Origin of the sequence: Nonomuraea sp. NPDC050790, from assembly GCF_044456745.1 — a bacterium.
Classification (GTDB): Bacteria; Actinomycetota; Actinomycetes; order Streptosporangiales; family Streptosporangiaceae; genus Nonomuraea.
In genome coordinates this window covers 497,789-521,277 of sequence record NZ_JBITGF010000008.1, presented here as the reverse complement: position 1 = coordinate 521,277, position 23,489 = coordinate 497,789, and the positions used below count along the sequence as shown (strand labels likewise).

Genomic DNA, 23,489 nt, shown 5'->3' with positions numbered 1-23,489 from the left:
ATGGTACTGCACTCGGGAGGGTGTGGGAGAGTAGGTCACCGCCGCACAAATCATCACGTTGAAGGGGTCCAACCACTGGTTGGGCCCCTTTTTCGTGTTCTCTACCCTCTCGCACACCCCGCCGGTCAGCCGGTGGCGTCGCGAGGGGCGGCTATCAGGCCGTAGATGATGACCACGCACAGGGCGATGCTGATGATGGACCAGACCGGATATGCCGGGACGAAGGCGAACTGGCCGATCATGGCCAGGGCGGCGAGGACGACGCCTACTGCGCGGGCCCAGATTTGGCCGGCCATGATGCCGGCGCCCGCAGCGATCTGCAGGATGCCGACGGCGAGCCAGATCCAGCCCCAGGTGGTGTAGTCGAAGACGAGCAGGCGGCCTGCCGGGGTGACGAAGTAGTCGTTGCGGAACAGGGCGATCAAGCCCTCGATGGCGTTGAAGACGCCCAGCACGACGCCGAGCATCCCGGCGAACGTCAGCCAGCCGGACTCCTGGCGGAAGGCCGGGCCGTGCGGTGTGGATGCGGTTGCCATGTCTGGATTTATCCCCTGAGGTGGGGAGATTCGGCTTATGCGTTCGGCAAAGGTATGGATGGGTGGAGGGTGATGACGCTCCTGCCGAGGTACTGCGGGCCGTACGCGAGATGGGATGTCCCGGCTTCGTGGGGAAGTTGCGGCGTGGTCCCGGGCCTTCGGGGTTGTGTGGCGCCGGTCGGTGATCGTCGCGAGATGTCGTTGTCCTGGTCGGGGTGGCTTTCTGGGGGATCGAATGTTCGGCCGGGTCGGTGAACTGCTGGAGCTTGCTAGGCTGGAGGCGCCGGGCCACCCCCACGGGTGGCCTTCTTCGCGTAAGACCCGCGGTGCGGGCAGCCACAGTGGACCGTTGGGTGAGACACGGGTCCACTGAGTGAGCCAACGAAATGGACCAGAAGTGAACAGAGATAACGGATCGGACGGCGGACAGCGCGGGCGTGACGACGGACCCCGCGACGGAGACAAGCGCCCATACGGAAACAGAGGCGGGTACGGCTCCCGCGACTCGCGCGGAAACCAGGGCGACCGTCCGTTCCGTTCCGACGACCGGGGGCGGGAGGGTCGCCGGGAAGGCGGCTACGACCGCGGGCCCCGACGGGATGACCGTGGGCCGCGCCGTGAAGGCGGTTACGACCGCGGTCCCCGTCGTGAGGGGGACGCCGATCGGGGTCCGCGTCGTGACGGGGGTTACGACCGCGGGCCGCGGCGCGAGGGTGGATATGACCGTGGCCCTCGCCGTGAGGGCGGCTATGACCGGGGTCCGCGTCGTGAGGGCGACTTCGATCGAGGTCCGCGTCGCGAAGGCGGATATGACCGTGGCCCTCGTCGTGAGGGTGGTTACGACCGTGGCCCTCGTCGTGAGGGCGGATTTGATCGCGGGCCTCGCCGGGAAGGCGGATTCGATCGTGGTCCGCGTCGTGAGGGCGGGTTCGATCGTGGTCCGCGTCGGGATGACCGTGGTCCGCGTCGCGAAGGTGGCTACGATCGCGGTCCCCGCCGGGATGATGACCGTGGGCCTCGTCGCGAGAACGATGGTCCGCGGGGCGCGTTCCCCGAGCGGGATGAGCGCGGGTTCGCCGAGCGTCCGGACTTCGGGAGCGGCGGGCGGCGCGACGGCGGGTTCGATCGTGGTCCGCGTCGGGATGACCGTGGTCCGCGCCGTGAAGGTGGGTTTGATCGTGGTCCGCGTCGGGACGATCGTGGTCCGCGTCGCGAAGGTGGCTACGATCGCGGTCCCCGTCGGGATGATGACCGTGGGCCTCGGCGTGAGGGGGACTCCGATCGGGGTCCGCGTCGGGACAGTGGCTACGACCGTGGGCCACGTCGCGAAGGCGGTTACGACCGTGGGCCGCGTCGTGAGGGCGACTTCGATCGTGGGCCTCGCCGTGAAGGTGGTTATGACCGGGGTCCTCGTCGTGAGGGCGGTGATGACCGGGGTCCGCGCCGCGAGGGTGGTTACGACCGTGGTCCGCGTCGCGAGGGTGGCTTCGACCGGGGTCCCCGTCGGGATGATGACCGTGGGCCTCGCCGGGATGAGGGTTCCGATCGTGGTCCTCGGCGTGAGGGTGGCTATGAGCGCGGCCCCAGGCGGGACGGCGGCTATGAGCGCGGTCCCCGTCGTGAGGGGGGTTACGACCGGGGTCCTCGCCGGGAAGGTGGATTCGATCGCGGTCCTCGTCGCGAGGGCGGGTTCGATCGGGGTCCGCGCAGGGACGATCGCGGGCCGCGTGAAGGGGGTTACCGGGATGACCGGGGGCCCCGCCGTACCGATGGATTCCGTGACGAGCGGGACAATCGCGGTGAAGAGCGGCGTGACGCCGACCGTGGGCGGCCGTTCTCGAGGGACGGCGACGGCGGGTCGCGGGCGCGCTTCGGCAAGCCCGAGCGGGAGGAGCCGCGCGAGCGCGAGCCGCTGCCCGAGATGCCGGCGGACGTCACCGCGGAGGAGCTCGATCAGGAGGTACGCGACGAGCTGCGCTCCCTGCCCGGCGACCTCGCGGACCTGGTGGCCAGGCATCTGGTCGCGGCCGAGCGGGCGCTCGGGGAGGATGACCCGGATCGGGCCTATGAGCACACCAAGGTCGGGCGGCGGTTCGCGGCCCGGATCGGGGTGGTGCGGGAGGCTTCGGGGATCGTCGCCTACCGGGCCGGGCATTTCGCCGAGGCGCTCAGCGATCTGCGGGCGGCTCGGCGGCTGACCGGGTCGGATGCCTATCTCCCGATCATGGCGGATTGTGAGCGCGGGCTCGGGCGGCCGGAGAGGGCGCTTGACCTGGTGCGTTCGCCGGAGGCGGAGCGGCTTGACCGCGCCGGGCGGATCGAGCTGGCGATCGTCGAGTCCGGCGCTCGGCGGGATCTGGGGCAGCACGACGCGGCGGTCATCACGTTGCAGCGGGTGCCCGAGCTGCGTGACCCGCAGCCGCGTCCCTGGTCGGCTCGGCTGGCGTTCGCCTATGCGGACGCGCTGGCCGAGGCCGGGCATGGTGAGGCGGCGACGGACTGGTTCGCGCGGGCCATGTCCTTCGACGAGGACGGCGAGACGGACGCGGCCGAGCGCTACGCGGAGCTGACCGGGGCCGTCATCGAGGACCTTGAGGAGGATGACGAGGACTTCGACGCCGACGCGGAGACCGAGGTCGAGGCCGAGGAGGTGTCCGACGCGGCGGCGTTCGCGGAGGCGGGCGATCTGCTCGGCGACGACGACGAGCCTGCGAAGGCGGCTGATCTGCTGGGCGATGACGAGCCTGCGCCGACGGCCGATCCGCTGGACGACGACGAGCCTGTGGTGGCGGCCGATCTGCTTGACGACGAGCCTGCGGTGGCGGACGTCGCCGAGGTCGAGGAGTCTGTGGCTGAGGACGCTGAGCCTGCCGGCGACGCGGACCAAGTCGAAGCTGAGGTCGAGACGGAGGCCGACGCCGAGGCTGTGGTCTCGGTCGAGGTCGCGGTAGACAAGCCGGATGACGAGGCGCCGGCCGCGGCCGGGATCACGCCCGCGTTCATCGAGCCGGACTTCGGTGACCTTCTCGACGAATCGCCCGAGTCCAAGGACGACAAGAGCGAGTCCTGACCTGCGGCGCCGCCCGCCGGACCGTGGAATTTTCCGGGGTACGGCGGGCGGTGGCGTCTACGGGGAGACGCGGTCGAGCCAGTGGAGGATGCCGGCGACGTTGGAGGCGGCGCCGCTGAGCAGCTCGAACTGCTCGGCCGTCTCGTCGTCGGACTTGAGGGCGAGGTAGCGCTCCTTGGTGCGTTCGTGGACCATGGCGACGGCGTGGTCCAGGTCCATCCCCTCGGAACGGGCCTGCCGCGTCATGTCCACCCAGACCCGCAGCTCCTCCGCGGACCTCTCCAGAGTCTCCTGGACCGCCTCGACCGGGCCGTAGTGGCTGAAAAGGAGGCGTTGTGGCCCCAATGTCTCGAACAGCGCGATCGAGTTGAGTGCCGTTTCCAGGTCGAAGTCGGGCGGCGGGGTGGCGGGGCGCAGGTCGCCGGTCTCGGGGAGGTAGACGCCGGCCGCGTCGCCGACATAGAGGTCACCGGTGCCGGAATCGACCAGTCCGACGTGGTGTTTGGCGTGGCCGGGGGAGTAGTGGCTGCTGAGAGTGCGGCCGTTGCCCAGGTCGATGGCGCCGGTGTCGCCGAGAGCGACGATGCGTTCGGCTTCGGTGGGGGTCAGCTCGCCGAACAGCGTGTCCAGCCGGTCGCCCCACACCATCCGGGCACTGGCCATCAACCTCGACGGATCGGCCAGATGCCGTGCGCCCTTCTCGTGCACCACGATCTGCGCGGAGGGGAAGAACTTCGCCATGTCCCCCACCCCGCCCGCGTGGTCGAGGTGGATGTGGGTGACGACGACCGTCGCGAGGTCCTGCGGGCCGACGCCGAGCGAGGCCAGCGCATCCCGCACGACCGGTGCGGAGGTCGAGGTGCCCGTTTCGACCAGGCATGGACGGTCGCCCAGGATCAGGTAGCCTGCGGTGATCCCGGAGTACCCGGCCATCTTCGTGTCGATCTCGTACACGTCGCCGCCTAGGGCGGTGATGTTGTCCACAAGCACTCCCGAGTCGCTCACCACAATCCCCAGAACGGCGTTCGAGCCGATCCGGCCATGCCCTCATCGTAAAGAGTGATCTCAGCCACTTCACCGACGAGGGAGCGCGAGATGGACCACAACGACGTCCAGCTGATCGGCAAGTTGTCCGGCGCGCCGGAGCATCGGGAGATGCCGAGCGGCGACACGCAGACGGCGTGGCGGCTGGTCGTGCGCCGCCCGCAGCCCCGGCCGCGGGCGGTCGTCGACACGATCCGGTGCGTGACGTATGACCCCGATGTGACCGCGTTCGTCGAGGGCCTGGCGCCGGGCGACCGCATGGAGATCAGCGGTGCGATCCGCTGCCGCATCTACGGCCCGCCGCAGGCCAAGATCTGGCGGTACGAGGTCGAGGTCGCCTCCGCTACCAGAGCACCCGTCCCAGCGGCCGAGGCGGTGGCCGCATGCTGAGGCGTCTCGGCGGGGTCTGCGTGCTTCGGTTCGGCGGGGTCAGCTCGTGTCCAGCGTGCGCAGCACCAGTCCGGTGCGCGGCTTCGGGCCGAACGACGTCGACTTCCGCGGCACCCGCTCGCCCTCGGCCGCCACCGCCAGCACGTCGTCGACGGCCAGCGCGTTGAGGATCACCGCCGTGCCTCCGCACGAGGTGGCCAGGTCGGCCGCGGCCTGCGCGTCGTGGTGCACGATCCGGACGTCCACCTCGTCGTCGCGCATCCCCCACACCTTGGGCAGGACGAACTCCGTCAGGACGGAGGTGTTCAACGCGTTCCACCGCGCCGAGCGGTCATCCGGCATGGCCCGGGCGAGCTGCACCGGGTCCGGGTCGGTCAGCAGGTGACCGCCGCCCTCTCCGGCCAGCAGGAACGCGGGTTCGTGCGCCTCCTGCAGCGCGGCCAGTCCTGAGGGCAGGTCCGCGAAGTCCTGGACCCGCCAGGCGCCCTTGGCACGGGCGGCGGCCTCTTCGAGAGGCAGGGCGGGGATGACGCGGTGGATGGCCTTGAGGTCCGGCGGATAGGTGTCGGAGTCCACGAGCAGGGCCAGCCCGAAGTCCCACGGGCCGGTGGGCTCGCCGGAGGCGGCGTCCGTCGGGCTTGCTACGGAGCTGTATGTGGGGGTGTTGGTCGCTGGACCTTGCCTGTCCGCGGTGCCGGTCGGGGCGGTGGCTGGGGATGGCGCGTCCGTTGAGGTTGGGGTTGCGGCTGGGGGTGGCGCGTCTGGTGCGGTCGGGGCTGTGGGTGAGGTTGGCGCGTCCGCTGCGGGCTGGGCTGTGGCTGGGGGTGGCGCGTCCGTTGGGGTCAGGGTTGTGGCTGCGGGCGGGGCGTCCGCTGCGGGCTGGGCGGTGACTGCGGTTGGCGCGTCCGCTGTTGGCTGGGTTGTGGGGGTGGTGCTGGGGCGGCGGGTGTGGTCGAGGCGCTGGAGTTCGCGGTAGGTGGCGTAGCGGTGGTGGCCGTCGGCGATGAGCGCCTGGCGCTGGCGGAGGTCGGCGTTCACGGCGTCGATCTCGGCCTGGTCGGTGATGGCCCAGAGGCTGTGCCGTACGCCGTCGGAGGTTTCGGCGGTCACCAGCGGCGGACGGGTGGTGGCCACCTCGTCGACCAGGCGGCTTGCCCTGCCCTGGCTGGCTGCCGAGCCTGAGGTGCCGCTGCCTCGGTAACCGGCTGTCGGGGTGTCCTTGGTGTCCTGGTGCGTGGCGGGGTCGTTGCCGTTGTAGAGGAGGAGGATGGGTTCGAGGTTGGCCTGGGTGGTGCTCATCAGGGCCAGGCGGTCGGCCACGGGGCCGGGCATGACGTTCTCGTGGGGGAGGATGATGCGCTGCTCCGGGGCGGCCAGGCCCACGTCGCCTATTAGGCCGCGTTGGAGGATGCCGGGGGCTTGCTGCTCGTAGACGTACAGGGCTGGGTGGTCGTCGCGGATCAGGACGCCGTCGGCCAGCCAGGTGCGCAGGGCGTCTCGGGCTGCGCCGTACCGCTGGGCGGGGCGGGCCGGGGGGCGGGGAAGGATGAGGCGGACGACGTTGTTGGGATGAGAGTCCAGGAGAGATTGGACGTCGTCGTCCGAGATCAGGTCGTAGGGCGGGGAGGTCACCGCCCCGGGATCGTCCACGGCGAAGCGGACACCGCGGAAGGGGCGCAGCATTAGCCCATCTGGCACCGGTAGTTCAGGAGTCCCCATACCGGGCATGCTCCCATAGAGGTCCGAGTCTTCCCCGGGTTGCCCCCATATCCCGGCGATGCCCGCTCTCTCCGGGAATCGCGCGGAACTGCCGTCGTTCGATGAAGGAGCCCTCACGCATGATGCAAGGCGGAAACGTCCCTGAGGATTCCCCCGGAGTGCCTTCTGGTGGGGTTTATGACTGGTACCAGCGTGGGGTGAAGCTTCTTCAGGAGGGCAGTCCTGCTGCTGCGGCCTCGCTTCTGGAACGTGCGGTGGAGGCTGAGCCGGAGTCGCGCAGCATTCGGGAGGCGTTGGCTCGGGCGCAGTTCAACTCCCGGCAGTATGTGCAGGCCGCGGATACCTTTCGGTGGATTGTGGATGCCAATCCGGCCGAGGATTACGCCTATTTCGGGCTTGGGTTGTCGTTGTGGCGTACCGGGGATATGGAAGGGGCTCAGGAGCCGCTGGCCATCGCTGTCGCCATGCGGCCGGATGAGCGTAACTATGTGACGGCTTTGCGGAATGTGCGGGCGACGTTGCGGGCTCGGCGGGATATGTGAGGGGTTCGCCGACGTCCTGACGGTGGCGCTGTCTCGGTGCGGGGTCGGGTGCGCTGGGGCTTGGATGCGGTCACGGGGTTGAAGGTGTGTTGCGGGCTGGGGTGGTCTCTGGGATTGAGGGTGTGTTGGGGGCTGTTGCGGTCTGGGCTGCCTGCTGCTTCGCGGATTGTCTGTCTGCTGCTCGTGGTTGGGCTTCTGCGGGTTCCGTGGGGTTGGGCATCTGTGGGGTTCCGTGGCGGGTTGGGCTTCTGTGGGGTTTCGTGGCGGGTTGGGTAGAGGGCGGGGTTAGAGTCGCTGGCGGTGTTGTCGCGGGTTAGGGGATGCGGTGCTGGTCGATCGGTATGACACCTTGCTGCTGGACCTGGATGGGGTGGTCTATCTGGGGGCTCATGCGGTGCCGGGGGCGGCTGAGGCGTTGGGGGCCGCCCGGGGGCGGGGGGTTCGGCTGGCTTATGTGACTAACAACGCTTCTCGGACGCCCGCGGCCATCGCGGCGCATCTTCGGGAGCTGGGGGTGCCTGCGGAGCGGGAGGATGTGGTCACCTCGGCTCAGGCGGCGGCTCGGGTGATCGTTGAGCGGTTCGGGCCTGGGGCGCGGGTGCTGGTGGTGGGTGGGACCGGGTTGCGGCTTGCCGTACGGGATCAGGGGCTTCGGGCGGTGACCACCGCGCTGGATCAGCCTGTGGCGGTGGTGCAGGGGATGGCGGCCGGGGTGTCTTATGGGTTGCTGGCCGAGGGTGGGCTGGCGGTTCGGCAGGGGGCTCTGTTCGTGGCGTCCAATGGGGACACCACGTTGCCCACCGGGCGTGGGGAGCAGCCGGGGAACGGGGCCATGGTGCGGGTGATCGCCACGGCTACCGGGGTGGAGCCTATTTATGCGGGCAAGCCAGCGCCGCCGTTGCACCGGGAGTCGATGTTGCGGACGGGGGCCGAGCGGCCGCTGGTGGTGGGGGATCGGCTGGACACCGACATCGAGGGCGCCACCAACGCCGGGGTGGACAGCCTGCTGGTGCTGACGGGGGTGGCGGGGCCGCTCGACGTGCTCACCGCCGCGCCTGAGCATCGGCCCACCTACATCGCGGAGGATCTCCGGGCTCTGGGCGAGGACTATCCCGAGGTACGGCAAGGCTGGCGGGCCACGTGGGCCGACGGGAGCCTGCACCTCGACGGGGACGGCGCCTGGATCGAGGGGCTGCGGACCGCGTGCGAGGCGGCTTGGGCGGCGGCCGGGGACGGACGGGTGGACGAGGACAGCGTCAAGCCTGTGCTGGAACGCCTCCAGATCGGCTGACGTGAGTGGTGAAGCACTGGGCTTGAGGGGACACGTGCGGAATGCGCCGCCAAGGGCCGAGGCGTGGACACCCACGGGTACAGGCATGTGTGGACACCCACGGGTACAGGCAGCCACGGGTCGAGGCGCGGGACAGGCCGTCAACGGGTACAGGCAGCCACGGGTCGAGGCGCGGGACAGGCCGTCAAAGGGGGCGGGCACGTGAGGGCACAGGCAGCTCACAGTGGAGGCGCCCGGGCTACACCGCCGAGAGGCCGCGCCATGGGCACGGGCTGAGGCCCCAAGGGGCGTGGGTATGCGGCGTGGTGTTGGGTGGCCCTGAGTGGCTAGGGGCTGGGGGTTAGGCGTTGGGGGGCTGTGGGGTGGGAGAGTTCGCCTTCCGGGGAGAAGAACAGGTGGTCGATCTGGTCCAGAGCCAGGCAGGCCGCCCCCAGCACCACACATTCCTCACCCAGCGAGGAAGGCCGGATCTCCGGCACGCGTAGGCAGTGCGGGGCCAGTGCGCTTCTTAGCGGGCCGAGCAGGACGTCGGCCGAGCGGGAGAACCCGCCCCCCAGCACCACCACTTCCGGATCCAGGGTGAGGACCATGGCGGCGGTGCCCAGGGCCAGGTCGCGGGCGTACGCCTCGACGGCCGCCAGCGCGGTCGGGTCGCCGGTGCGGGCGGCGCCGAAGACGAGGGCGGCGGCGTCCTCCACGGGCGCTCCGGCGGCGGCGGGGGAGGATTCCAGGTGGCCGGCCATGGTACGCCAGCCGGTGATCTCCATGAGCCCCACCTCACCGGTGGCGCCGCTGAAGCCGTGGTAGGGCCGCCCGTTGAGGATTATGGCGGCTCCTGGCCGGCGGCCGGCGTGGAGGTAGACGAGGTCGCGTACGCCGGCCGCGACCCCGAGGCGCTGCTCGGCGAGGGCGGCGAGCTTGCTGTCGTTGTCGATGGTGATGGGGCAGGGCAGCCGGGCGCCGAGGTGGCCGATGACGTCGGTGCCGGCCCAGTCGGGCAGCGCGTCGACGCGGGTGATGACGCCCTCGCGGTCGACGACGCCGACGCTCCCGGCGGCCACGCCCCACAGCTCGCCGGGGGTGAGGCCGGCGGCGACCAGGGCGGCGTCGACGGCTCTGGTCATGGCGTCGAGGCGTTGCGCGCGCGGGGTGGCGGGGGTGACCGAGGTGCGGCCGCTGGCGACGGCCTGGCCGTTGAGGTCGGTGATGGTGGCCAGGACCTTGTGCACGCCGATGTCGATGCCGAGGACGTGCCCGGCGTCGGCGCGGAAGCGGTAGCGGCGGGCGGGCCGTCCCATGCCGCCCGGGGTGGGTTCGACCTCGCCGATCCAGCCGCGTTCTTGCAGGTCGGTGACGACGTCGACGATGGAGCCGCGGGAGAGCCCGGTGTGGGTGGCGAGCTCGGTGAGGGTGAGCGGGCGGCGCGCGTCGCGTAGGGCGCGGATGCTGCTGAGCGAGTTCAGTTGCCGCAACCGCTGCAGGTCCCCGCCGCTGACGTGCACGTCGCCGGTCCTCCCTTTTTCGATGGAGACCTCATTATGTACGGCCGCCGTCGTCTTCGCCACCTCGAAAGAGGGACTTGACCACGCACGGCCATCCATGAATATTAATGGACTCCCACATAAGTCGGGAGTGGAACACATCGATGACCGTAACCATCGCGATCGCCGGCGCCGGAGCGCGCGGCCAGATCTACGCCACGGCGGCGGCCGCCTCCGGCCGGGCCAGGGTAGTGGCCGTGGCCGATCCGGACCCGGTACGCCGCGCGGCCATGGCCCGCGAGCACGGGCTGCCGGAGTCGGCCTGCTTCCCGGGCTGGGAGGAACTGGCCAGGGCGCCGAAGCTGGCCGACGCCGTGGTCATCGCCACGCAGGACCACCAGCACGTCGGCCCGGCCGTCGCCTTCGCCGAGCTCGGCTACGACCTGCTCCTGGAGAAGCCCCTGGCGCCGACCGAGAAGGAGGCCCGCGAGATCGTCGAGGCCGTCGAGCGGGCCGGGGTCGTCTTCGCCGTGGGGCACGTGCTGCGCTACACCGCGTACACGGCGGAGCTGAAGCGGGTGCTGGCCTCCGGCGTGCTCGGTGAGATCGCCAGCGTGCAGCACCTGGAGCCGGTCGGGTGGTGGCATCAGGCGCACTCGTTCGTACGCGGGTCGTGGCGTAACGAGGCCGGATCCGGCCCGATGCTGCTCACCAAGGCGTGCCACGACTTCGACTGGCTGCTGCACCTGGTGGGGGACGAACCCGCCCGGGTCGCCTCCTTCGGCTCGCTGATCCACTTCCGGCCCGACAAGCGGCCCGCCGGCGCCGCCGACCGCTGCGTGTCGTGCCCGCTGGAGATCGAGTCGGCCTGCCCGTACTCGGCGAAGCGGTTCTACCTGGGGTTGATCGGGGACCCGCGCAAGGAGTTCTGGCCGCTCGGCGCGGTGACGGCCGACGCCAGCGTGGCGGGGGTCACGCGGGCGCTGGAGACCGGCCCGTACGGGCGCTGCGTCTACGCGACCGACAACGACGTGGTCGACCAGCAGGTCGTGATCGTGGAGTTCGCCGGCGGCGCCACGGCCGCGTTCACCATGTCCGCCTTCACCCCGCTCGAACACCGCAAGACCAGGATCTTCGGCTCGCACGGCTACGCCGAGGGCGACGGCGAGTCGATCAGGGTGGTCGACTTCCGCACCGGGCGCGAGCACACCGTCGAGGCGACGGGCGGCGGCGCCTCGCTGGCCGACGGGCACGGCGGCGGCGACGGCGGCCTGGTGGAGGCGTTCCTGGACGCCGTGGAGAACCGGGACCAGAGCAGGCTGGGCGGCGACGCGGACGACGCGCTCGCCGGGCACCTGCTGGTGTGGGCGGCCGAACGCGCCCGCGAGTCCGGCACGGTGGTGTCCCTGTGACGCTCGTACCGGCGCCGGTCGCCGTCACCGCAGGTCAGGGCAACTTCACCCTGGGCGCGGACACCACGCTCACCGCCGACCCCGAACTGTCCCGCGCCGCCACCTGGCTACGCGCCGCACTCGCACCCGCCACCGCCTTACCCCTGCCGGAGGCGACCAAGCCGCTGCCGGAGAGGTCCGGGGGCATCGAGATGCGCCGGGTGCCCGGGATGGCCGCGGAGGAGTACCGACTCACCGCCACCCAGGACCGCGTCCTCATCGAGGCGTCCACCGCGCACGGCGCCTTCTACGGCGCCCAGACCCTGCGCCAGCTCCTCGGCCCCGACGCCTTCCGCACCGCCCGCACCGCGCCCGGCCCGTGGCAGGTGCCCGCCGTCACGATCGAGGACGGCCCACGGTACGGCTGGCGCGGCTGCCTGATCGACGTGGCCAGGCACTTCCTGCCCAAGAACGACCTGCTGCGCTACATCGACCTGCTGGCCGCCCACAAGCTGAACGTCCTGCACCTGCACCTGACCGACGACCAGGGCTGGCGGCTGCAGATCAGGAAGTACCCGAAGCTCACCGAGATCGGCGCCTGGCGCCACGAGTCACCGCTGGGCGCCAAAAAGCACCGCAGATGGGACGGCCGCCCGCACGGTGGCTACTACACCCAGGACGACATCAGGGAGATCGTCTCCTACGCCGCCGACCGGTTCGTCACCGTGGTGCCGGAGATCGACCTGCCCGGCCACACCCAGGCCGCCATCGCCGCCTACCCCGAGCTCGGCAACCTGGATACGCGACTGCCGGTGCGCACCGAGTGGGGCGTCGGCGAGAACGTGCTCAACGTCGAGGACCCCACGATCGCCTTCTTCAAGGACGTCCTGGACGAGGTGCTGGAGCTCTTCCCCGGCGCCTACGTCTGCGTGGGCGGCGACGAGGTGCCCAAGGGGCAGTGGAACGAGAGCGTCCCGGCCAAGGAACGCATGCGCGAGCTGGACCTGCGCGACGCCGAGGAGCTGCAGAGCTGGTTCGTGCGCCGCTTCACCGACTACCTGATCACCCGCGGCCGCAAGCCCGTCGGCTGGGACGAACTGCTCGCGGGCGGGCTGCCGCCCGGCCTGACGGTGGCCGCCTGGCGCGGGCAGGCGTGCGCCGCCATGGCCGCGCGGGCGGGTCACGACGTGGTGGTCTCGCCGTTCGCCGAGACCTACCTGGACTTCCGGCAGGCCGAGGGCGATCAGGAGCCGGTCGCGATCGGCAGCGTGACCGGGCTGCGCGCGGTGCACGGGTTCGACCCGGTGCCGCCGGGTCTGTCGGCGGCCGAGCGCGAGCGGGTGCTGGGCGCTCAGGCGGCGCTGTGGACCGAGCACATCGACTCGCCCCGGCTGCTGGACTACATGGCCTTCCCCCGCCTGGCCGCGTTCGCGGAGGCGGTGTGGAACGACGGTCGCGACTTCGAGGACTTCCTCGGGCGTCTCGCCGTACACGAGAGGCGGCTGGACGCGCTGGGCGTGGAATATCGCCCGGCCGGCGGGCCGCACCCCTGGCAACGGCGCCCTGACGCGCCGGGCCACCCACGGACCAGGGCCGAGATCGACGCCGAGCTCGCCGCCTGGACGGCCAACCTCCGGTGGCCGTAGCACACCCCCTTGTTTGGAGAACGACCATGCGTAAGCGCCTGCCCCTCGCCGGGCTGCTCGGTCTGGCCCTGCTGGCCTCCGGCTGCGGTTCCGGCGAGCCGGAGAAGCCGGGGAAGCCGGGGAACGTCGAGATCAGCTACGCGCTGTGGGAGAAGAACGACGCCCCCGCCGCGCAGAAGATCATCGACGCCTTCCAGAAGGCCAATCCCGGCGTCACGGTCAAGCTGGAGATCACTCCCTGGGACCAGTACTGGACCAAGCTCCAGACCGCCGCGGCCGGCGGCTCGGCGCCCGACGTGTTCTGGATGAGCAGCCTCAACGTCCGCATGTACGCCAAGGGCGGCGTCATCGCCCCGGCCGACGAGAGCCAGGCGACCGGCTTCACCCCGGCCACCGTCGCCGGATACCGCTACGAGGACAAGCTGTGGGCGCTGCCGTTCAGTGTGAGCGTGCCCGCGCTCTGGTACGACAAGAAGATCTTCGACGCCGCCGGGCTGAAGTACCCGACCGCCGACTGGACCTGGGACGACGTCAAGTCCGCCGCCAAGAAGCTGACCGACCCGGCCAAGAAGCAGTGGGGCATCATGACCCCGATGTGGGACCAGGGCGGGTACTACAACACGATGATCCAGGCCGGCGGGCACGTGCTGTCGGCCGACGGCAAGAAGTCCGGCTTCGACGAGCCCGGCTCCATCCAGGGCCTGGAGTTCTGGACCGACCTGATGAACAAGGACAAGGTCGCGCCGCAGGCCGAGGTGTACAACGACACCGAGCCGCTGCAGATGTTTCAGTCGGGCAAGATCGGCATGTACTACGGCGGGTCCTGGTTCGCCGCCACCTTCGCCGCCAACCCCGAGGTGAAGTCCCGCATCGACCTGGTCCCGCTGCCCAAGGGACCGGCCCAGGAGGCCTCGATCGTCGCCTCCCTGGCCAACGCGGTCTCGGCCAAGAGCGAGCACCCGAAGGAGGCCGCCGCCTTCGCCGCGTTCTTCTCCTCCGAGGAGGGCCAGAAGATCTTCAGCGACGCGGGCGGCGCCTCGGTCTCGGCCCGCGAGGGCACCCAGGACGGCTTCTTCAAGGCCTACCCCGACTACGACCTGAAGGGGTTGTTCGAGGGCGCGATGCCGCACGGCGTGCCGTACCCGGTGACGCTCGACACCGCGAAGTGGCAGGACGTGCAGAACAAGCTGCTGGTCGACGCCTGGACCGGCAAGCGCCCCGTGGCCGACGTCGCCAAGGAGATCGCCGCCCAGATGAACGAGATCCTGGCCAAGGAGTGAAGCGAAAGGAATGGCTCTGGGGTTACGCGCTGATCGCCCCGATGGCCCTGGGCCTGGCCGTCTTCTACGTGTGGCCGATCGCGCAGACGTTCTACCTCAGCCTCACCGAGTCGGGCGTGTTCGGCGGGCAGACCTGGGTCGGCCTGGACAACTTCGCCGCGCTGGCCACCGACGAGGACATGACGGGCGCGCTGCGCAACACGCTGCTGTACGCGGCGCTGGTGCTCGCGGGCGTGCCGCTGTCGATCGTGGTCGCCGCGCTGCTCAACGTACGCGGGCTGCGCGGGCTGGGCGTCTACCGGACGATCTACTTCCTGCCCGTGGTCACCATGCCCGCGGCGGTGGGCCTGACCTGGCGCTACCTGTACAACGGCGACTTCGGGCCGATCAACCAGGCGCTCGCGCTGGTGGGGATCGACGGGCCGTACTGGGTGGCCGACCCCGACGTGGCCATCTTCGCCCTCGCCCTCGTCGGGGTCTGGAGCTCCATCGGGTACAACGCGGTGCTGTTCCTGGCCGGGCTCCAGGGCATCCCGCGGCACTACTACGAGGCGGCCGAGATCGACGGGGCCGGGCGGCTGCGCCAGTTCTTCCGCATCACGTTGCCGCTGCTCACCCCGACGACCTTTTTCGTGCTGGTCATCACGCTGATCAACGCGCTGCAGGTCTTCGACCTCGTCTACCTCATGATCGACCTCAAGAGCCCGGCGCTGCCCGGCGCCCGCACGATCGTCTACCTCTTCTACGAGCAGGGCTTCGTGCAGAACCAGCGCGGCTACGCCGCCGCGATCGCCGTCGTGCTGCTCGGCCTGATCCTCGTGCTCACCGCGATCCAGTTCAGGCTGCAGAAGAAGTGGGTGCACTATGCGTAGGACCTGGCCCGCGCACGTGACGCTCATCGCCGGGGCGCTGGTCATGCTGACGCCCTTCGCCTGGCAGCTCATCGTCTCCCTGCAGACGCTCAGCGACTCGCTGCGGGTGCCGCCGGTGCTCGTGCCGTCGTGGCGGTGGGAGAACTTCACCGACGTGTTCAAGACGGTGCCGCTCGGGCGGCAGTTCCTCAACACCGTCGTGGTGACCGTGGCGATCACGGCAGGCCAGCTCCTGCTGTGCTCGCTGGCCGCCTTCGCCTTCGCCCGGCTGCGCTTCCCCGGCAGGGGCGCCGTCTTCACGGTGTTCCTGGCCGTGCTCATGGTGCCGACCGAGCTGTTCCTGCTGCCCCGCTACGAGATCATGCAGGGCCTCGGCTGGCTCAACACGCTGCAGGCGCTGATCGCGCCGGGCGTCTTCGGTGCCTTCGGGACGTTCCTGCTGCGCCAGTTCTTCCTCACGCTGCCCACCGAACTCGACGAGGCCGCCCGCCTCGACGGGGCCAACCCGCTGCAGATCTACTGGCACGTCATGCTCCCGCTGGTCAAGCCGGGGCTGCTGGCGCTCGGGCTGCTCAGCGTCATGTGGTCGTGGAGCAGCCTGCTGTGGCCCCTGGTGGTCAACACCGATCCCGAGCAGATGACGCTGGCCGCCGGGCTGGCCTCGCTGCGCGGCCAGTACCAGACCAACTTCCCGATCCTGTTCGCCGGATCGATCGTCGCCTCGCTGCCGGTCATCGCGCTCTTCGTGATCATGCAGCGTCAGCTCATCGCCGGAATCGCATTCACCGGAACGAAGGGATAGAACCCCGTGCGCTTACCCCTGCTGATAGGTGCGGCCGCCCTCGTGGCGGTCACCGCCCAGCCCGCCTCGGCCAGCCCGCGCCCGCCCGTGGACGTGCAACTGCTGTCCATCACCGACTTCCACGGCTACATCACCCCGCAGAACAACGCCGCCGACGGCACCATCAAGGACGGCGCCGGCAACACGCTGGTGGTGGGCGGCGCGCCGTACGTCTCGACCCACTTGCAGAACCTCAGGAACGGCAAGCGCAACTCCGTCACCTTCACCACCGGGGACGACTTCAGCGGCTGGCCGGTGGAGGTCTCCCACCACGCCGACGAGCCGACCGTCGAGTTCCTGAACCGGATCGGCGTGCAGTTCACCGCGGCGGGCAACCACGAGTTCGACCGGTCGCTGGAGTTCACCCGCGACCACATGGGCAAGGGGAGGTGCTTCGGCGAGGTCGGCCTGGACAGTTGCTTCACCGACTCCTCCGGCAGGCGCTTCCCCGGCGCCCGCTTCGAGATCTCCTCGGCCAACATGACCCGCAAGGGCAGCACGCGGCCGGTGCTCCAGCCGTTCGTGATCAAGCGCTTCCAGGGCGTGCCGGTGGGCTTCATCAACCTCACCACGCCCACGACCGTCGGCGGCTCGACCTCCTACCAGCCCGACCTGGACAACCTGCCGCTGGTGGAGACCGCCAACAAGTACGCGGCGATCCTCAAGCGGATGGGCGTGGAGGCCATCGTCGCCAACGTGCACGAGGGCGGCGCGGCGGGCGCCGACTTCAACGGCTGCGGCGCGACCAAGAGCGGCCCGATCTGGGACTTCGCCCGTGACGCCTCGCCCGACATCGACGCGATCGTCACCGGGCACTGGCACTGGTTCTTCAACTGCTCGCTGCCCGACCCGGCGGGCAACCCCCGCCCGGTCGTGGAGGCGGCCAACCACGGCCGGCTCATCAACGAGATCAACCTGAAGATCGACCGCCGCACCCGCGACGTCATCAGGACGGCCACGACCGCCCGCAACCACCCCGTCACCCGCGACGTGACCCCGGACCCCGCGATGGTCGCGATGGTCGACTACTGGAACGGCAAGGCCAAGGTCACGGGCGCCCGCCAGATCGGCACGCTGACCGGTGACGTGACCAGGGTGCGCGACGCCGACGGCGAGAGCACGCTGGGCAACCTCGTGGCCGACGCCGGGCGGGCCGCCTCCGCCGGCGCCGACCTGGCCATGGTCGCGGTGGCGCCGGTCAAGGGTTCGAACTCGCTGCGCGGCGACCTCAAGGCCGGTCCCGTCACCTTCGCCCAGGCGTGGGCGGCGTGGGGGTACGCCAACCCGGTGCTGACCGTGTCGGTGACGGGCGCCCAGGTCGAGCAGGCGCTGGAGCAGCAGTGGCAGACGCAGACGAACGGGACGGTCCGCTTCGCCCCGCTGGCCGTTTCAGGAAATGTCCGCTTCTCATATGACGTGAGCAAGCCGGTCGGCGACCGCGTGAGCGGCGTGCTCATCGACGGCAAGCCGCTGGACACCGCTCGCACCTACCGGCTGGCCGCCCTGGCCTACACGCTGATCGGCGCGGACGGCTACAGCGCCTTCGCCGGCTACACCGACGCCGTGCGCGGGCCGCGCGACTACGAGGCGCTGCGCTCCTACCTCGGCACGGGCCCGGTCAGCCCGCCCGCCCTGGACCGGGCGCAGCCGCTTCTTTAGGCGACCCGCTCGCTGGTCTGGCGTCCGAACTGCCACGCTCCCACCAGGAGCAGCAGCGCGGACGCCAGCACCAGCGCGCCCAGCGCCACCGGCAGCCGCCCGCTCCAGCCCTCCAGCATCAGCGGGCGCATCGCCTCGATCGCGTACGTGAGCGGGTTGGCCCTGGCCACGGCCTGCATCCAGGCGGGCATCGCGCTCAGCGGCACGAAGGCGTTGGACATGAACAGCAGCGGCAGTGAGACGAACCCGGTGACCGCGAAGAACGTGCCGTGCGAGGGGACCGCACAGGCCAGCGCCATGGCCGCCGCCGTCATCGCCAGCGTCAGCAGCGCCGCGGTGACCAGGATCGCCACCACGCCGGGCAGGCCGGTGGCGGGCCGTACGCCGAGGGCGAGCGCGACGAGCAGGATGACCAGCACCTGCGCCGAGTTCATGCCGACCTGGAAGACGAAGCGCGAGACGATCAGCGAGCTGCGTCTGATCGGCATGCTCATCAGCTTGTCGAGGTAGCCGGTCTCCTTGTCGAACAGCAACGGCATCGCCGCGCTCACCCCGTTGCCGACGACGGTGAAGGCGATGATGCCGGGCACCGCGAAGGCGATGTAGTCGGTGGTGCCCACGACGCGCGCGTCCATGGCGCCGCCCAGCGCGCCGGCGAAGAACACCAGCCAGACCGCCGGCTGCAGCACGCTGAACAGCAGGTTCAGCCGTTCGCGCAGCGTCATCAGCAGCCAGCGCCGCGACAGCGCCATCACCTCCTGGGCCCACATCACGCGACCTCCTCGCGCAGCGCGTGGCCGGTGTGGCGCAGGAACACCTCGTCGAGGCCGGACGCGCCGAGCTGGGCCTTCAGCTCGGCGGGGGTGCCGCTGACCACCTCGCGGCCGTGGTCGATGATGGTCAGCCGGTCGCACAGGCGGTCGGCCTCGTCCATGTAGTTGGTGGCCAGCAGGACGGCCATCCCCTCCTGGCAGAGCTGCCTGATGTGGTCCCAGACGTGGTGGCGCGACTGCACGTCCAGGCCCAGCGTCGGCTCGTCGAGGATGAGCAGCTCGGGCCGGTGCAGCAGGCCGCAGGCCAGCTCCAGCCGCTTCTGCATGCCGCCCGAGTAGCTTTGCACCAGGCGGTCGGCGTGGGCGCCCAGGCCCACGAGCTCCAGGACCTCCGCGGCCCTGGCCTTCACCCGCTTCCTGGGCACGTGGTAGAGGGCCGCCTCGATCTCGGTCTTCTCCCGGCCGGTGAGCATGTAGTAGCCCATGGGGGAGACCTGCTGCATGACGTAGCCGATGCGCAGCCGTACCTGGCCGGCCGCGCGCACGACGTCGAAGCCGCACACCCGCGCCGTGCCCGAGGTGGGTGGCAGGAGGGTGGCGAGCATTCTTATGGTGGTGGTCTTTCCCGCTCCGTTGGGCCCCAGCAGGCCGACGACCTCGCCGGCGCCGGCCGTGAGGGTCAGCTCGTCAACCGCGGTGGTCTGCCCGAAGCGGCGGCTGAGCCGCTCGGCATCGATGATCGTTCCCATGGGCGCACCCCAAAGTACTTAACGGATGCGTTAAGCATATCAGAGCAGCTTCCGCAGCCGCAGGAGGTCGCCGAAGCTGGCGTCCACCTTGACCCGGCCGCCCAGCAGCGCCCTGGCCAGGTCAAGCTCCCCGTCCACCAGCGCGATCAGGTCGTCGCCGGCGATGGTCAGCTTCACGTCGGCCTCCTTGCCGTCGGGCGGAGGGTCCTGCGTGAACGGGTCCAGGCCGTCGTGGCTGAGCCGGCCGTAGAAGACGACGTCGAGGTCGGAGACACGGCAACTGACCGTCCGCTCGACGACGTGCTTGGCGCGGTCCTCGTCGCTGATCTCGTCGAACTGGGCGACGAGCTTGGCCAGTGCGGCCCGGCACTCCTCGACGCTTGCCATGGATGCGCTTCCTTTCTCCCCGGTGACACGGACCGTAGCGTTCCATACGACTGCATAACGTGTGACACGCCTGCCGAGGTGCCGGGTGTCGGCGCCAGGCGTTACGGTCGTGTCATGACTGAGATCCCGGAGGGGACGGGCGACGAGCGGGTCGACGCCGTTCTCGCAGGTCTGGAGCGTCTGCCCGGGCTGCCCGCGGGCGAGCACGCCGCCGTCTTCGACGACGCGTTCGCCGGGCTGGAGGAGACCCTCGCCGCGATGGACGAGCAGTGAGCCGACGCGTCCGGCTCGACAGCGAGCTCGTACGGCGCGGCCTGGCCCGCTCCCGCGAACAGGCGGGCCAGCTCATCGAGGCCGGCCGGGTCAGCGTGGGCGGGCAGGTCGCGGGCAAGGCGGCCACCCAGGTCGACACCGCCTCGGCCATCGTCGTGGCCGACTCGCCCGACGGCCCCGACTACGTCTCACGCGGCGCCCACAAGCTCATCGGCGCCCTCGACGCCTTCAAAGCCCTCGACGTGGAGGGCCGCCGCTGCCTCGACGCCGGCGCCTCGACCGGCGGCTTCACCGACGTCCTGCTGCGCCGCGGCGCCGCCCACGTCCTGGCCGTCGACGTCGGCTACGGCCAGCTCGCCTGGTCGCTGCGCACCGACGAGCGGGTCACCGTCATGGAACGCGTCAACGTGCGCGACCTGACGCCCGAGATGGTCGGCCAGGCGCCCACGCTGATCGTCGGCGACCTGTCGTTCATCTCGCTGCGGCTGGTGCTGCCCGCGCTCACCGCCGTGGCCGCCCCTTCCGCCGACTTCGTCATGCTGGTCAAGCCGCAGTTCGAGGTCGGAAAGGACCGCGTCGGCGCCGGCGGCGTCGTGCGCGATCCCGGACTGCGCGCCGAGGCGGTCCGCCAGGCCGCCGTCAAGGCCAGGGAGATCGGGCTGGCGGTGCGCGGCGTCACGGCCAGCCCGCTGCCAGGGCCGTCGGGCAACGTCGAGTACCTGCTCTGGCTGGGCAAGGGCGAGAGCGAGCCGCCGATCGCCGAACCGCACGACCTCGACGCCGAGATCCGGCGTGCCGTAGAAGAAGGGCCGCAATGAACCGGACCGTTCTGGTCACCGTGCACACCGGGCGCGGCGCCGCCGTCGACAGCGCCCGGCTGGTCGTCAACCGCCTGGTCGACGCCGGGATCACCGTGCGCGTGCTGGAGCAGGAGGCGCCGGACATCGGCTGCGCGGGCGTCGAGGTGGTGCCCTGCGACCCCGGCGCGGCCAAGGACGCCGAGGTGATGATCGTCCTCGGCGGCGACGGCTCGCTCCTGCGCTCGGCGGAGCTGGCTCGCCCGGCCGGCACCCCGCTGTTCGGCGTCAACCTCGGCCACGTGGGCTTCCTGGCCGAGGCCGAGGTCGACGACCTGGCCGCCGCCGTCGACAGCGTCGTGGCGGGCAACTACGACGTCGAGGAGCGCATGACCATCGACGTGATCGCCCGGCTCAACGGCCAGGTGATCGCCGACACGTGGGCGCTCAACGAGGCCACCGTGGAGAAGTGCGACCGCATGCTGGAGGTCGTGGCCGAGGTCGACGGCCGCCCGCTGTCACGCTGGGGCTGCGACGGCGTCATCTGCGCCACCCCGACCGGCTCCACGGCCTACGCCTTCTCCGCCGGCGGACCCGTCGTCTGGCCCGAGGTGGAGGCGCTGCTCATGGTGCCGATCAGCGCCCACGCGCTGTTCGCCAAGCCGCTGGTCGTCTCGCCGCGCGCGACCCTCGCCGTCGAGATCCTGCCCGGCACGCCGGGCGGCGTGCTCTGGTGCGACGGCCGCCGCCGCTTCGACCTGCCCACCGGCACCCGCGTCGAGGTGCGCCGCGGTGAGCACCCGGTTCGCCTGGCCCGCCTGCACGGCATCGAGAGCACCGGCGCGCCGTTCACCGACAGGCTGGTCGCCAAGTTCGAACTTCCCGTGCAGGGGTGGCGCGGAAGGGTGCGTCCCTGAGTCAATTGGCTCAGGAGCGCGTAGGATCGCTTGCGCACGTGTGTTCGGACAGTGGGCTCCGAAGCCGGGTGCGACCGTAAACGCAGGCAGCGACAGGAGTGGCCGGTGCGACCCAGGGTCGAAGAGGTCCGCATCCAGGGGCTGGGTGTCATCGACGAGGCCGTTCTCGAGCTCTCGCCGGGATTCAACGTGGTCACCGGCGAGACCGGAGCGGGCAAGACGATGGTCGTCACCGGGCTCGGGCTGCTGTTCGGCGGCCGGGCCGACCCCTCGCGCATCCGGCCGGGCGCCGACAAGGCGTCGGTCGAGGGCACGCTGGTCATCGAGGCGGGCGGGCGCGTCGGCCAGCAGGTCGAGGACATCGGCGGCGAGGTCGAGGACGGCGAGCTGATCATCTCGCGCACCGTCTCCGCCGAGGGCCGCTCGCGCGCCTGGCTGGGCGGGCGCACCGTCCCCGTCGGCACGCTCACCTACCTGGCCGACGACCTCGTGGCCGTCCACGGGCAGATGGACCAGCAGCGCCTCCTGCAGCCGGCCAGGCAGCGCGCCGCGCTCGACCGCTACGCCGGCGACGACCTGGTCAAGCCGCTGCGGGCGTACACGCAGGCGTACAAGCGCCACAAGCAGGTGGCCGCGCTCCTGGAGGAGCTGACGACCAGGGCGCGCGAGCGCGCCCAGGAGGCCGACCTGCTGCGCTTCGGCCTGGAGGAGATCGAGAAGGTCGACCCCAAGCCCGGCGAGGACGCCGAGCTGCGCGCGGAGGAAGAACGGCTCTCGCACGCCGACGCGCTGCGCACCGCGGCCACCGGCGCCCACACCGCGCTGCTCGGCGACCCGATGCAGTCCGCCGACGGCACCCACGACGTGATCTCGCTGCTGGGCGAGGCCCGCTCGGCGGTCGAGGGCGTGCGCGACTTCGACCCGCAGCTCGCCCAGGTCGCCGACCGGCTGGCCGAGGCCGGCTACCTCATCTCCGACGTCGCCACCGACCTGGCCGCCTACGCCGAGTCGATCGAGGCCGACCCGGCCAGGCTGGCGATCGTGCAGGAGCGGCGCTCGGTGCTGACCAGCCTGATCCGCAAGTACGCCGAGGACAGCGCCGGCGTGCTGGCCTGGGCGCAGCGCTCGGCGGGCCGCCTGGCCGAGCTGGAGGGCGACGACGAGCGCATCGACGAGCTCACCCGCGAGCACGACGAGCTGACCGAGCGGCTCACCGAGCTGGCCGCCGAGCTGACCAAGGTGCGCGAGGCCGCCGCCGAGCGCTTCGGCCAGGCCGTCACCGAGGAGCTCACCGCGCTGGCCATGCCGCACGCCCGCGTGGCCGTACAGCTCTCGCAGAGCGCCGAGTTCGGCCCCGAGGGCGTCGACGAGGTCGAGCTGCGGATGGCCGCCCACCCGGCCGCGCCGCCGCTGCCGCTCAACAAGGGCGCCTCGGGCGGCGAGCTCAGCCGCGTCATGCTCGCCATCGAGGTCGTCTTCGCCGGCGCCGACCCCGTGCCCACCTTCGTCTTCGACGAGGTCGACGCGGGCGTGGGCGGCAAGGCCGCGGTCGAGATCGGCCGCCGCCTGGCCAGGCTCGCCCGCACCGCCCAGGTGATCGTCGTCACCCACCTGCCGCAGGTGGCCGCCTTCGCCGACCAGCACCTCGTCGTGGAGAAGGCCGGCGACGGCAGCGTCGTACGCAGCGGCGTCGTCACGCTCAACCACGAGGGCCGGGTACGCGAGCTCTCGCGCATGCTGGCCGGCCTGGAGGATTCCGAGCTGGGCAGGGCCCATGCGGAAGAACTGCTCGGGCTCGCCGCCGCCGACTCTGCGTGACAAACCAGACACG

The 23,489-nt window shown here is 70.9% G+C and carries 21 protein-coding genes; 14 read left to right on the top strand and 7 right to left on the bottom strand.

Annotation, left to right across the window (positions count from 1 at the left end; all coding sequences use genetic code 11):
* Window positions 1–125: 125 nt before the first annotated feature.
* Window positions 126–536, bottom strand: coding sequence for a hypothetical protein (locus ACIBEJ_RS38625; RefSeq protein ID WP_397187890.1), 411 nt, complete (start codon window positions 534–536; stop codon window positions 126–128).
* 1,921 nt (window positions 537–2,457) lie between these two features.
* On the opposite strand from ACIBEJ_RS38625, the gene ACIBEJ_RS38620 reads away from it, so the two are divergent.
* On the top strand, window positions 2,458–3,606 hold the full coding sequence (locus ACIBEJ_RS38620) for a hypothetical protein (protein ID WP_397187889.1): 1,149 nt from the start codon (window positions 2,458–2,460) through the stop codon (window positions 3,604–3,606).
* A 57-nt stretch (window positions 3,607–3,663) separates the two neighbouring features.
* Here the strand turns inward: ACIBEJ_RS38620 and ACIBEJ_RS38615 are convergent, their stop codons facing one another.
* On the bottom strand, window positions 3,664–4,539 hold the full coding sequence (locus ACIBEJ_RS38615) for an MBL fold metallo-hydrolase (protein WP_397187909.1): 876 nt from the start codon (window positions 4,537–4,539) through the stop codon (window positions 3,664–3,666).
* A 162-nt stretch (window positions 4,540–4,701) separates the two neighbouring features.
* Between ACIBEJ_RS38615 and ACIBEJ_RS38610 the strand changes: the two genes are divergently transcribed.
* Window positions 4,702–5,040 (top strand): single-stranded DNA-binding protein, encoded by a 339-nt coding sequence (locus ACIBEJ_RS38610; RefSeq protein ID WP_397187888.1) that lies wholly within the window; start codon window positions 4,702–4,704, stop codon window positions 5,038–5,040.
* Window positions 5,041–5,079: 39 nt separating this feature from the next.
* On the opposite strand, the gene ACIBEJ_RS38605 is transcribed toward ACIBEJ_RS38610, so the two are convergent.
* Window positions 5,080–6,723: a DUF1015 family protein gene (locus tag ACIBEJ_RS38605; protein WP_397187887.1), complete on the bottom strand. Its 1,644-nt coding sequence runs from the start codon at window positions 6,721–6,723 to the stop codon at window positions 5,080–5,082.
* Between the two features lie 155 nt (window positions 6,724–6,878).
* On the opposite strand from ACIBEJ_RS38605, the gene ACIBEJ_RS38600 reads away from it, so the two are divergent.
* Window positions 6,879–7,301, top strand: a complete 423-nt coding sequence (locus ACIBEJ_RS38600) for a tetratricopeptide repeat protein (RefSeq protein ID WP_397187886.1) — start codon at window positions 6,879–6,881, stop codon at window positions 7,299–7,301.
* A gap of 325 nt (window positions 7,302–7,626) precedes the next feature.
* Window positions 7,627–8,592 (top strand): HAD-IIA family hydrolase, encoded by a 966-nt coding sequence (locus tag ACIBEJ_RS38595; RefSeq protein WP_397187885.1) that lies wholly within the window; start codon window positions 7,627–7,629, stop codon window positions 8,590–8,592.
* Between the two features lie 326 nt (window positions 8,593–8,918).
* On the opposite strand, the gene ACIBEJ_RS38590 is transcribed toward ACIBEJ_RS38595, so the two are convergent.
* Window positions 8,919–10,157, bottom strand: a complete 1,239-nt coding sequence (locus ACIBEJ_RS38590) for an ROK family protein (RefSeq protein WP_397187884.1) — start codon at window positions 10,155–10,157, stop codon at window positions 8,919–8,921.
* Window positions 10,158–10,237: 80 nt separating this feature from the next.
* On the opposite strand from ACIBEJ_RS38590, the gene ACIBEJ_RS38585 reads away from it, so the two are divergent.
* Genes ACIBEJ_RS38585 through ACIBEJ_RS38560 form a run of 6 tightly spaced genes read left to right on the top strand, consistent with a single transcriptional unit; the run spans window position 10,238 to window position 17,762 of the window.
* Window positions 10,238–11,485, top strand: a complete 1,248-nt coding sequence (locus tag ACIBEJ_RS38585; RefSeq protein ID WP_397187883.1) for a Gfo/Idh/MocA family protein — start codon at window positions 10,238–10,240, stop codon at window positions 11,483–11,485.
* Window positions 11,482–13,110 carry a beta-N-acetylhexosaminidase gene (locus ACIBEJ_RS38580; RefSeq protein ID WP_397187882.1) on the top strand — a complete coding sequence of 543 codons (1,629 nt, stop codon included), beginning with the start codon at window positions 11,482–11,484 and terminating at the stop codon, window positions 13,108–13,110. Before ACIBEJ_RS38585 ends, ACIBEJ_RS38580 begins: the two co-directional genes overlap by 4 nt.
* A gap of 26 nt (window positions 13,111–13,136) precedes the next feature.
* Window positions 13,137–14,390 (top strand): ABC transporter substrate-binding protein, encoded by a 1,254-nt coding sequence (locus ACIBEJ_RS38575; protein WP_397187881.1) that lies wholly within the window; start codon window positions 13,137–13,139, stop codon window positions 14,388–14,390.
* Window positions 14,387–15,262 (top strand): carbohydrate ABC transporter permease, encoded by an 876-nt coding sequence (locus ACIBEJ_RS38570; RefSeq protein WP_397187880.1) that lies wholly within the window; start codon window positions 14,387–14,389, stop codon window positions 15,260–15,262. The genes ACIBEJ_RS38575 and ACIBEJ_RS38570 overlap by 4 nt, the downstream gene beginning before the upstream one ends.
* Window positions 15,255–16,064 (top strand): carbohydrate ABC transporter permease, encoded by an 810-nt coding sequence (locus tag ACIBEJ_RS38565; protein ID WP_397187879.1) that lies wholly within the window; start codon window positions 15,255–15,257, stop codon window positions 16,062–16,064. Before ACIBEJ_RS38570 ends, ACIBEJ_RS38565 begins: the two co-directional genes overlap by 8 nt.
* A gap of 6 nt (window positions 16,065–16,070) precedes the next feature.
* Complete coding sequence (locus ACIBEJ_RS38560; RefSeq protein ID WP_397187878.1) at window positions 16,071–17,762, top strand: bifunctional metallophosphatase/5'-nucleotidase; 1,692 nt, start codon at window positions 16,071–16,073, stop codon at window positions 17,760–17,762.
* Here ACIBEJ_RS38560 and ACIBEJ_RS38555 read toward each other — a convergent pair.
* Genes ACIBEJ_RS38555 through ACIBEJ_RS38545 form a run of 3 tightly spaced genes read right to left on the bottom strand, consistent with a single transcriptional unit; the run spans window position 17,759 to window position 19,671 of the window.
* A complete protein-coding gene (locus ACIBEJ_RS38555; RefSeq protein WP_397187908.1) occupies window positions 17,759–18,532 on the bottom strand; it encodes an ABC transporter permease in 774 nt (257 codons plus the stop codon). The two genes, ACIBEJ_RS38560 and ACIBEJ_RS38555, sit on opposite strands and share 4 nt — an antisense overlap.
* Window positions 18,532–19,284: an ABC transporter ATP-binding protein gene (locus ACIBEJ_RS38550; protein WP_397187877.1), complete on the bottom strand. Its 753-nt coding sequence runs from the start codon at window positions 19,282–19,284 to the stop codon at window positions 18,532–18,534. Before ACIBEJ_RS38550 ends, ACIBEJ_RS38555 begins: the two co-directional genes overlap by 1 nt.
* 39 nt (window positions 19,285–19,323) lie before the next feature.
* Window positions 19,324–19,671 (bottom strand): SCP2 sterol-binding domain-containing protein, encoded by a 348-nt coding sequence (locus ACIBEJ_RS38545; RefSeq protein ID WP_397187876.1) that lies wholly within the window; start codon window positions 19,669–19,671, stop codon window positions 19,324–19,326.
* 114 nt (window positions 19,672–19,785) lie between these two features.
* On the opposite strand from ACIBEJ_RS38545, the gene ACIBEJ_RS38540 reads away from it, so the two are divergent.
* The 4 genes from ACIBEJ_RS38540 to recN all read left to right on the top strand — a co-directional run bounded on the left by ACIBEJ_RS38540 (window position 19,786) and on the right by recN (window position 23,476).
* On the top strand, window positions 19,786–19,944 hold the full coding sequence (locus ACIBEJ_RS38540) for a hypothetical protein (RefSeq protein WP_397187875.1): 159 nt from the start codon (window positions 19,786–19,788) through the stop codon (window positions 19,942–19,944).
* Entirely contained in the window at window positions 19,941–20,762 is an 822-nt protein-coding gene (locus ACIBEJ_RS38535; protein WP_397187874.1) for a TlyA family RNA methyltransferase, read from the top strand. Before ACIBEJ_RS38540 ends, ACIBEJ_RS38535 begins: the two co-directional genes overlap by 4 nt.
* On the top strand, window positions 20,759–21,658 hold the full coding sequence (locus tag ACIBEJ_RS38530; RefSeq protein ID WP_397187873.1) for an NAD kinase: 900 nt from the start codon (window positions 20,759–20,761) through the stop codon (window positions 21,656–21,658). Before ACIBEJ_RS38535 ends, ACIBEJ_RS38530 begins: the two co-directional genes overlap by 4 nt.
* Window positions 21,659–21,763: 105 nt before the next feature.
* Window positions 21,764–23,476, top strand: coding sequence for a DNA repair protein RecN (recN, locus tag ACIBEJ_RS38525; protein ID WP_397187872.1), 1,713 nt, complete (start codon window positions 21,764–21,766; stop codon window positions 23,474–23,476).
* Window positions 23,477–23,489: the final 13 nt, after the last annotated feature.

Bases quoted from the DNA above. Each gene is read 5' to 3' on its own strand.
- ACIBEJ_RS38620 (WP_397187889.1), top strand. From the start codon at position 2,458: ATGCCGGCGGACGTCACCGCGGAGGAGCTCGATCAGGAGGTACGCGAC.
- ACIBEJ_RS38610 (WP_397187888.1), top strand. From the start codon at position 4,702: ATGGACCACAACGACGTCCAGCTGATCGGCAAGTTGTCCGGCGCGCCG.
- ACIBEJ_RS38575 (WP_397187881.1), top strand. From the start codon at position 13,137: ATGCGTAAGCGCCTGCCCCTCGCCGGGCTGCTCGGTCTGGCCCTGCTG.
- ACIBEJ_RS38585 (WP_397187883.1), top strand. From the start codon at position 10,238: ATGACCGTAACCATCGCGATCGCCGGCGCCGGAGCGCGCGGCCAGATC.
- ACIBEJ_RS38565 (WP_397187879.1), top strand. From the start codon at position 15,255: ATGCGTAGGACCTGGCCCGCGCACGTGACGCTCATCGCCGGGGCGCTG.
- ACIBEJ_RS38545 (WP_397187876.1), bottom strand. From the start codon at position 19,671: ATGGCAAGCGTCGAGGAGTGCCGGGCCGCACTGGCCAAGCTCGTCGCC.
- ACIBEJ_RS38550 (WP_397187877.1), bottom strand. From the start codon at position 19,284: ATGGGAACGATCATCGATGCCGAGCGGCTCAGCCGCCGCTTCGGGCAG.
- ACIBEJ_RS38555 (WP_397187908.1), bottom strand. From the start codon at position 18,532: ATGTGGGCCCAGGAGGTGATGGCGCTGTCGCGGCGCTGGCTGCTGATG.
- ACIBEJ_RS38540 (WP_397187875.1), top strand. From the start codon at position 19,786: ATGACTGAGATCCCGGAGGGGACGGGCGACGAGCGGGTCGACGCCGTT.
- ACIBEJ_RS38530 (WP_397187873.1), top strand. From the start codon at position 20,759: ATGAACCGGACCGTTCTGGTCACCGTGCACACCGGGCGCGGCGCCGCC.
- ACIBEJ_RS38615 (WP_397187909.1), bottom strand. From the start codon at position 4,539: ATGGCCGGGTACTCCGGGATCACCGCAGGCTACCTGATCCTGGGCGAC.
- ACIBEJ_RS38605 (WP_397187887.1), bottom strand. From the start codon at position 6,723: ATGCTGCGCCCCTTCCGCGGTGTCCGCTTCGCCGTGGACGATCCCGGG.
- ACIBEJ_RS38625 (WP_397187890.1), bottom strand. From the start codon at position 536: ATGGCAACCGCATCCACACCGCACGGCCCGGCCTTCCGCCAGGAGTCC.
- ACIBEJ_RS38600 (WP_397187886.1), top strand. From the start codon at position 6,879: ATGATGCAAGGCGGAAACGTCCCTGAGGATTCCCCCGGAGTGCCTTCT.